Consider the following 8,034-nt stretch of genomic DNA (forward strand, 5'->3'; position numbering starts at 1 on the left):
TCGGCACTATCGAGGTACGGATGATGGGGCTGTCGAGGTTCCAATGCTGCGGCCAAGAAAGTCTCGTGTCAGCCAAGCAATCCTGTCCGTCGCCTCGTCTAGCGCGAAATGGCCAGCATCGAGGATGTACAACTCTGCCTTCGGTGTATCGCGCAGATAGGCTTCGGCTCCTGGCACAATGAAGGAGGGATCGTAACGGCCCCACAGCACGAGGGTCGGCAGCGGATGAGCGCGCATCCACGCCTGCCAAGCCGGGTACGACGCCACGTTCGTGCGGTAGTCGTAGAGGAGGGCCGCCTGTATGTCCCGCTCACCGGGCCGGGATAGGATAGCGTACTCGTCCGCCCAGGTGTCCGGGTTGTACCGCTCCGGGTTCGGGCTGGTGCCAAGATGGCGCTGCTTGGCCCCTTCGAGGGACATGAAGGCGTCGACCTGCTCGGGATGGGCTGCGGGGTCGGCCCAGTACTGGGCGATGCCCTGCCACTTCGCTCCGAGCCCCTCCACGTAGGCGTTGGCGTTCTGGACGATCAGCGCGCTCACACGGTCGGGATGGGCGAGCGCCATGCGGAAGCCGACCGGGCCGCCGTAATCCTGCATGAACAGCGTGTACCGCGCGAGGCCGAGTTGCGCGGTCAAGCCCTCCATCGTCGCGGCGAGGTTGTCGAAGGTATAGGTGTATTGCGCGGGCGTCGGCGCATCGCTCTGACCGAAGCCAGGGTAGTCCGGCGCGATCAGGTGGTAGCGATCGGCAAGCAGCGGCAGCAGCGGGTCCCACTGCCGGGATGACGACGGATAGCCGTGCAGCAGCAAGATCGTGGGCGCATCGCGCGGCCCCGCCTCGCGGTAGAAGATGCCAACACCATTTACCTCTACCCGATGGTAAGTCGTCGTAGCCTGGGTGGAGGGAAGCGGCTGCGGCGTTCCTTGTCCAAGCGCCAGGGCCGTTGCAGCGGCCAGGACTGTCTGTGTCGGCATAACTCATCTCCTCTGCGGGGGAGAGATAGGACCTTCCCGTTGGAAAGGCCGCAACGACCACTTCCCACTCGATCCAATCGCAGGGCTCTCTGTCGTCGAGTGCCCCGAAGCAGACCTTCCGACCTTCCGCAAAGGGTCGACACCGGACGGACGGTCACCTGAAACTGAATGTCCGCTACCGGGCGTTCAGCTGATGTCCGCTCATGGCGCGCAGCTGCAGCGTAGGCGGATCGCAGTGAGATGCTGATGGCTCCTTAAACGGAGTTCCATCATGCCTTCAACCAGCAACACCACCCGCCGACCGTGGAACCTTGGCCGCCTGATCGGTCCCAAACCGCCGTTCAAGCCAAAGCACATCTGGGCGATCCGCACCCGCTTACAGCACGAGGGCCGCACTCGCGACCTCGCCCTGTTCAACACTGCCATCGACAGCAAGCTGCGCGGCTGCGACCTCGTCCGCTTGCGCGTGGCGGACGTCCACCTCGGCGACGGTGTCCGCCTGCGCACCACCATCGTCCAGCAGAAAACTGGCCGACCCGTCCCGTTCGAGCTGACCGAAACCACCCGTGAGACGCTGACTGCTTGGCTCAAGCTGCGGGGGCTTCGTGCGAGTGATTGGCTGTTCCCGAGTCGCAGCCGCCCGGGCGAACACCTGACGACGCGCCAGTATGGTCGGCTCGTCGACGATTGGGTAGCGCTGATCGGCCTCGATCCGGCTGGGTACGGCACGCACAGCCTGCGTAGGACGAAGGTTGCGCTAATCTACCGGCGGACGGGCAACCTGCGTGCCTGTCAGCTGCTGCTCGGCCACACCAAGCTGGAGAGTACAGTGCGCTACCTCGGCATCGAGGCAGACGATGCGCTAGTCATGTCCGAGCAGACTGACATCTAACGAACATCGCGGCGGCCTACTGCAGGCCGCCGCACCAAGTCCCCCGCCGTCCTATAAGGGCGCCAAACAGCGAATTTGGTCTGACTAAAAAGATGGTGCGCTTCCGAGTAAGCGCGGCAGGGAAATCCGCCGCTCGCCTCAGAGGTTTTAGAACGGGAAGAGCCGCCGAAAGCGGGCGATGTTCACGAGCGCAACGAGTGACGAGGCCACGTATGTGAGGGCGGCAGCGCGCAGTACGGTGTGGGCGCCGGGCATGTCGCCCACGTCGAGGAAGCGACCCGTCTCCAGTATGGGTAGGGCCCGGCGGAAGCTCGCATCGAGTTCGACGGGCAGCGTCAGGAAGTGGAACAGGAGGCGAACGCCAAGGAGCGCGATGCCGATACCTACCTGCAGGGCGAGAAGGGCAGGCGAATGGACGAAGGCGAGCACCACGGGCGCGGTCATCATCATTAAGGCCGCGGCGAACTCGAAGACCTGCACGATCGGGGCGAACCTCACCCGTGCCGCGAGGAGCCGGTCTCCCGCCGCGTGCTGGAGCGCATGGGCGACCTCGTGCGCCGCGACCGCGACCGCCGTGATCGAGCGGCCGTCATGATTCCCCGGCGACAGCCGCACGACGTTCGCGACCGGATCGTAGTGGTCGGCAGGCGCGATTTCGACGATGACGTGCTCCAGCCGTGCCAGGTCGAGCAGATGGCGGGCGAGCTCGCCGCCGGTCCCGGGCAAGTCCGGCCGCTCGGTGGCGTATTGCTGCATCGCCCGGCGCACCCACCACTGAGGGCCGAACACCAGACCGAACAGGAGGGCGGCGCCAAGCGCTAGGAGAATGGGCACGAAGGATATGTAGGCACGCGGCCGTAGACGTGGAAGCGCGGCGTCTTACCCGAGCTGTTCACCGTCCGACAATCGCGCCACAAGCGTCAAAGACCGGACTGGGTGGGGAGCGGGCCCTGACCTTTCGCCCGGAAGCGGACGTTCCGTCTCCGACCCAATCCAGCCGACTGGATCGCCAAGCGCGCCTCCCATAAGCGGCCATTCGGCATCTTCGGCTCAGGGTGGAAAGCCGATCCCAGCGAACGAGCCCTTTGACGTCCTCAAGCGCTTCGTAGCCGAACGCCGAAGGGCTCATTGTCTGTACGCCGTCTCCGAGACGGCGAGGTCGAGTACTTGGTGCAAGCTCAGCGGGAGTTGGACAAGGTCGAACGATGGCTCACGCCGGGGATGTCGAGATGCGCGACCGTCGGGTCATCACCTTGCGCAGCACGCGCGAGAGCTCCTCGACCGCATAGGGCTTGTGCAACAGCTCGAAGCCGTGCCGGCCGTCCTCTGCTAGGACGTGGCTGTAGCCGCTGGTCAACACCACCGGTAGGCCCGGGTACAGTCGGCGGATCTGGCGTGCCATCTCGACGCCGTTCATGCCTGGCATGACCACGTCTGAAAACACCACCTCGAACTCGCCCCGCCGCTCGGACAAAATCAACAGCGCTTCGTCGGCGCGCGCCGCCCAGGTCGTGACGTAGCCGAGGTCCTGCAGCAGCTGCGTCGAGAACGCACCGACCTCGGCGTTGTCCTCGACCACCAAGATGCGCTGTCCGCGCCCATTATCGCGTTGGACGCCGCGCGCCGGCAGCGCCTCCGGTTCGACCACGCTGATCGTGTTCTGCGCGTGCGGCAGGTAAATCGTGAAGGTAGTGCCCCGTCCGGTCGCGCTCTCGACCCCGACGTTGCCGCCGGATTGCTTGGCGAAGCCGAACACCTGGGACAGGCCGAGGCCAGTACCCTTACCCACCTCCTTGGTGGTGAAAAACGGCTCGAAGATCCGCTCCACCAGCTCCGGGGCGATACCGCAGCCGGTGTCGCTCACCGACACCGCGACGTACGTACCCGTATCGGCCCGATGTGATCGGATCGCCGGCATCCCAGTTCCACACTGAATGCGCAACGACAGCGTGCCCTCGCCGTCCATCGCGTCGCGGGCGTTGACCGCGAGGTTGACTAGAGCGGTCTCGAACTGGCTCACGTCCGCTTCGATGCAGCAAGGCTCTGGGTGAAGGTCGCGCTCGATGCGCACGCGGGCACCGACGATCGTGCCGAGCATGTCGGTCACGTGCCGCACACGCTCGTTGACGTCGAACACCTCCGGTTTGAGCGACTGCCGCCGGGCAAAGGCTAGGAGCTGCCCGGTGAGCTTGGCGGCGCGATCGACCGTGTCGGTTATGGCGTCGACGTAGCGGCGGCGGCGCTCTTCCGCGAGGTCGGGCCGGCGCAGTAGATCGGTCGACGAGCGGATGATCGTCAAGAGGTTGTTGAAGTCATGGGCGATGCCGCCTGTGAGCTGGCCGATCGCCTCCATCTTCTGCGCCTGCCGCAGTGCCTCCTCGACCCGCTCGCGTTGCTCGCCCTGCGCCTTCAACTGCGCGTTCGCCTCGGCCAGTTCGTGCAGATGCTGCCGCTGCTCGCTCAGGTCGGTGAACACACCGCACAGCAGGGCGACGCCATCGCCGCGGCGCAGTCGGCTGAATGAGACATAGGTCGGCAGGTACGCCCCGGCGGTCGTTCGCAGGCAGAGTTCGCCCCGCGCACTGCCGATGTCGTCAGCCTCAACGAGCAGCTGCGTCAAAGTCGGATGCTCACGTGGGTCGACGAAGCCGTGCAGCGGCTGCCCGATCAGCTGATCCGGCAGCACGCCGAGCATCGCCGCGACCCCCGGGTTGCAGTACAGCAGCGCCCCATCCGTACTCAGGGTGAACGCGCCCTCTTGGATCTGCTCGATCAGCACGCGGTAGGGTCGATCGGCATTCTCCAGCGTGTAGACCAGCCGCTCCTGGTTCGGTCCCTCAACGACGATCGCGTCGAAGTCGCCGCGCCGGATCGCTGCGAGCGTGTCGTCCTTCTCTTCGAGTTGCGCCTCAAGCTCGCGGATGCGGGCGTCGCGCGGATCGAGCGGGACCTCAGAGGCCGGGCTCATCATCATCTCCGGGAGGTGGGAAGATGCCGAGACCACGCAGAACGCGCCCCTCGTCCGAGAGATCGCCGATAATCCGGCGTACCGGGAGAGGTGTCAGTTTCAGCAGGGTCGGCGCGGCTACGACCTGATCGGCCTCAGCTAGTTCCGGCTGCTGGTAGATGTCGATGATCGCCAGCCTGAAGCGACCGGCGAGATGGTTGCGGCAGATCCGGCGCAGGTTCTCTATCGTGCGCTGCGACCGTGGGCTCGTGCCGGCGATGAACAGACGCAGCTGGTACTCGGCCGGGCTCGGCGCGTCTGCCCCGTCATGGCTCAAGGTGCGGTAGTCGTGGTGGGGCCACGCGGGCGGATGTCGAGACCGACCAACACTTTCTCAGTGTTGGACAGATCGCCGATGATGCGCTTCAGCGGTGCCGGCAACCGGCGCACCAGCGTCGGGATCGCCAGGATCTGATCACCGGCGGCGAGCTGCGGGTTCTTGAGGAGATCGATCACCTCGATCTCGTACCGACCGGCGAGGTGCTGCTCACAGACCCGCTTGAGGTTGGCCAGTGCGGCCATCGACTTCTGTGTCTGTCCAGCGACGTACAGGCGCAGGTGATACTGTCCGGGATCGAGGTCCGCCTCGGAGACTGGATCGCCGGCGGGTGAGGTCAGTTCGGTCATTCTGCGGCGCTCCGCCGGCGCCCAATCTCGACGCGCTCGGCCGTCAGCTGCGTCTCGCGCCGGGCGTCCTCGTCGACGAGCAGCGCCTCCTCATCCTCGGCCGTCTCCAGGCTAGCACGCAACTCGGCGATCTGGCGCTCGATCGACTGCCGCCGCCGTAGCACCTCGCGCTTGCGGCGTTCATTCTCGTGCCGGCGCCGTAGCGCTTCGGCTTCTTCCAGGGCTTCCTGTACGACCCGCGCGGTGCCGGTGAGCACGCCGGCTGGTCCGATGTAGGCGTCGACGAGCTTGAGCCCGACGGCCGACATCTGGAACTCGCGCACCTGGTTCGAGTGGCTCATGCCCCGGGCTTTGATCACGTAGAGCGTGCGCGAGCGCTCGCCGTTGGCCTCGACCTCCTGGAGCTTGATCCACACGTCCATCAGCGAGGACAGGCCGAGATCGCCAGCTTGACCGAAGGCGCCGTCGGTGCGCAGGCTGGTGAACACCGCGGTGATGCCCCTGCTCTTAAGCATGTCAACCATGCGCAGCAGCGTCGCTTGCAGTTCGACCTCCGGGCCGCGCAGAGCCGAGATCGGATCGATGACCACGAGCTGTGGCTGGAAGTGCTCGATGTCCCGGTGCATCCGGGCGAGATGCATCTCCAGCCCGTACAGGCTCGGGCGCGCCGCCTCGAACCGCAACAGGCCGGTCGCGACGTGGCGTTGAAGATCGAGCCCGACTGAGTGGGCGTTGCGGCAGATCTGTTCGCCGCTTTCCTCGAACACGAACGAGAGGCAGCGTTCGCCGCGCCCGCAGGCTGCGTCGACGAGGTGGGCGCCGAGCGTGGTCTTGCCGGTGCCGGCCGAGCCGGAGAGCAGTATGCTGGAGCCGCGGAACACGCCCCCGGGGCCGAACATCGCGTCGAGGCTGTCGATGCCGGTCGAGATCACCTGATCGGAGATGTCGTAGCTCAGGTCGGCCGCGGTCACCGGCAGGACGCTGATACCCTGCTGGTCGATCAGGAACGGGTACTCGTTGGTGCCATGAGCGGAGCCACGGTACTTGACGATACGCAGGCGGCGGGTGGTGATCTGGTCCTCGACCCGATTGTCGAGCAGCACCACACAGTCCGAGACGTACTCCTCCAAACCCTGGCGCGTGAGCTGGCCCTCGCCGCGCTCGCCGGTGATGATCGCGGTTAGGCCGCGATCCTTGATCCAGCCGAACAGCCGACGCAGCTCAGACCGCAGCACCGCAGCGTCGCTTAGGCCGGCGAACAAGGTCTCGATCGTGTCGAGCACCACGCGCTTGGCGCCGACGCTGTCCACCGCGAAGCCCAGGCGGATGAACAGGCCTTCGAGGTCGTACTCGCCGCTCTCCTCGATCTCGCTGCGCTCGACGCGGACGTGATCGACGGCGAGCTTGCCGGCAGCGACCAGCCCATCGAGATCGTAGCCCAGGGACGCGACGTTGGCCGCGAGGTCCTCAGCACGCTCCTCGAAGCTCATGAATACGCCAGGCTCATTGAACCGGATCGCGCCGTTGACCAAAAAGGTGGTGGCAAACAGGGTCTTGCCGCAGCCTGCCGCGCCGCAGACGAGGGATGGACGCCCAGCTGGGAGGCCGCCGTAGGTGACATCGTCAAAGCCGTCGATGCCGGTCGGCGCCTTCGGCAGAGTGGCGTGCGGCGTGGGATCAGTCTGCACGGGTCGATCCTTGGGTCGGCGCCTGTGCTGAGATGCAATCAGCTTTGACGGATGGAGAAGCCGCGATACGCTCGCGCAACAAGGTCTCGATCAGGTTGGTCAGAGTACGGTTGTCCTGGCGAGCGCACAGCTTCGCGGCGGCGAGGACCTCTCCGTCGATCCGGATGGCGAGCGGTCTCCTCAAGCGCTGATGTCCTTGGTGCCCGAGCGGGCTACGGGGCTGTCTTGCTGATAGCAATACACGATACTGTCAAGCTCGTGACATTGGCATCTCGTCACAGGTGTTCGCTGTCTTGGCGTTGCCGCGACGGTCCTGCTGAGAGCGAATGCGCCCCTCTGATCATCGACGAGGATTGGCTGATGGCGATGCGCCCTCGGGGATGCGCCACCATAGAACATCTGCTGTTGCCAGAAATCAGACCTATGGATGGATCTGGCCTGACGTCCGGAAGGGTCGTAGCCGGCCCCAAGGGTTATGTCCGCTTCGCCGCATCCGTCGTCCGAAAGCGGGCCGTCGCAAAACCACCAAACCCGATCTTAGATCGCCACCTATTACGCTGCCACGAAGCGGACGTTTCGAGGCTCTGTGAAGGGTGGGAAGCGGAAATTAACTCAACGCTTGGAAGCGGATCTTCAGCTCCGCCCCTGGCTCCGTTGTTCGGGGTAATGCAATTAGTATTATAAGAATTGCCCAGGGCCGGGCACCATTTTGGGGCAGCTTGGTCTCGCGCATGACCAGAGGGTGATCGGAAAGCTCCAGCTTAGAATTTCTTCAGATTTGAACCGTTGTAAGTGTGTGAAATACAACACGTTTTCGGCTTGATCAACGATCCGTGAACAGTGAT

Annotated in this window: 8 protein-coding genes; 1 reads left to right on the top strand and 7 read right to left on the bottom strand. The window is 64.9% G+C overall.

Annotated features, from left to right (window positions below):
• Positions 1–6: 6 nt before the first annotated feature.
• On the bottom strand, positions 7–975 hold the full coding sequence (locus tag MKL09_RS31625; protein WP_244025900.1) for an alpha/beta fold hydrolase: 969 nt from the start codon (positions 973–975) through the stop codon (positions 7–9).
• A gap of 271 nt (positions 976–1,246) precedes the next feature.
• Here MKL09_RS31625 and MKL09_RS31630 point away from each other — a divergent pair, with 271 nt between their 5' ends.
• Complete coding sequence (locus MKL09_RS31630) at positions 1,247–1,867, top strand: tyrosine-type recombinase/integrase (protein ID WP_244025901.1); 621 nt, start codon at positions 1,247–1,249, stop codon at positions 1,865–1,867.
• Between the two features lie 147 nt (positions 1,868–2,014).
• On the opposite strand, the gene MKL09_RS31635 is transcribed toward MKL09_RS31630, so the two are convergent.
• The 6 genes from MKL09_RS31635 to MKL09_RS31660 all read right to left on the bottom strand — a co-directional run bounded on the left by MKL09_RS31635 (position 2,015) and on the right by MKL09_RS31660 (position 7,373).
• A complete protein-coding gene (locus MKL09_RS31635) occupies positions 2,015–2,701 on the bottom strand; it encodes a zinc metallopeptidase (protein ID WP_244025902.1) in 687 nt (228 codons plus the stop codon).
• A gap of 376 nt (positions 2,702–3,077) precedes the next feature.
• Positions 3,078–4,838: an ATP-binding protein gene (locus tag MKL09_RS31640; RefSeq protein WP_409567030.1), complete on the bottom strand. Its 1,761-nt coding sequence runs from the start codon at positions 4,836–4,838 to the stop codon at positions 3,078–3,080.
• Positions 4,819–5,151, bottom strand: coding sequence for a circadian clock KaiB family protein (locus tag MKL09_RS31645; RefSeq protein ID WP_244025904.1), 333 nt, complete (start codon positions 5,149–5,151; stop codon positions 4,819–4,821). Before MKL09_RS31645 ends, MKL09_RS31640 begins: the two co-directional genes overlap by 20 nt.
• Entirely contained in the window at positions 5,148–5,501 is a 354-nt protein-coding gene (locus MKL09_RS31650) for a circadian clock KaiB family protein (protein ID WP_244025905.1), read from the bottom strand. The genes MKL09_RS31645 and MKL09_RS31650 overlap by 4 nt, the downstream gene beginning before the upstream one ends.
• Positions 5,498–7,189 (bottom strand): circadian clock protein KaiC, encoded by a 1,692-nt coding sequence (gene kaiC / locus MKL09_RS31655; RefSeq protein WP_244025906.1) that lies wholly within the window; start codon positions 7,187–7,189, stop codon positions 5,498–5,500. Before kaiC ends, MKL09_RS31650 begins: the two co-directional genes overlap by 4 nt.
• Positions 7,179–7,373, bottom strand: a complete 195-nt coding sequence (locus MKL09_RS31660; RefSeq protein ID WP_244025907.1) for a DUF6364 family protein — start codon at positions 7,371–7,373, stop codon at positions 7,179–7,181. The genes kaiC and MKL09_RS31660 overlap by 11 nt, the downstream gene beginning before the upstream one ends.
• Positions 7,374–8,034: the final 661 nt, after the last annotated feature.

The sequence above is a fragment of the Methylobacterium sp. J-048 genome, from assembly GCF_022829515.1.
Lineage (GTDB): Bacteria > Pseudomonadota > Alphaproteobacteria > Rhizobiales > Beijerinckiaceae > Methylobacterium.

Coding starts and splice junctions, on each gene's coding strand:
- MKL09_RS31640 (WP_409567030.1), bottom strand. CDS start 4,838: ATGATGAGCCCGGCCTCTGAGGTCCCGCTCGATCCGCGCGACGCCCGC.
- MKL09_RS31625 (WP_244025900.1), bottom strand. CDS start 975: ATGCCGACACAGACAGTCCTGGCCGCTGCAACGGCCCTGGCGCTTGGA.
- MKL09_RS31650 (WP_244025905.1), bottom strand. CDS start 5,501: ATGACCGAACTGACCTCACCCGCCGGCGATCCAGTCTCCGAGGCGGAC.
- MKL09_RS31630 (WP_244025901.1), top strand. CDS start 1,247: ATGCCTTCAACCAGCAACACCACCCGCCGACCGTGGAACCTTGGCCGC.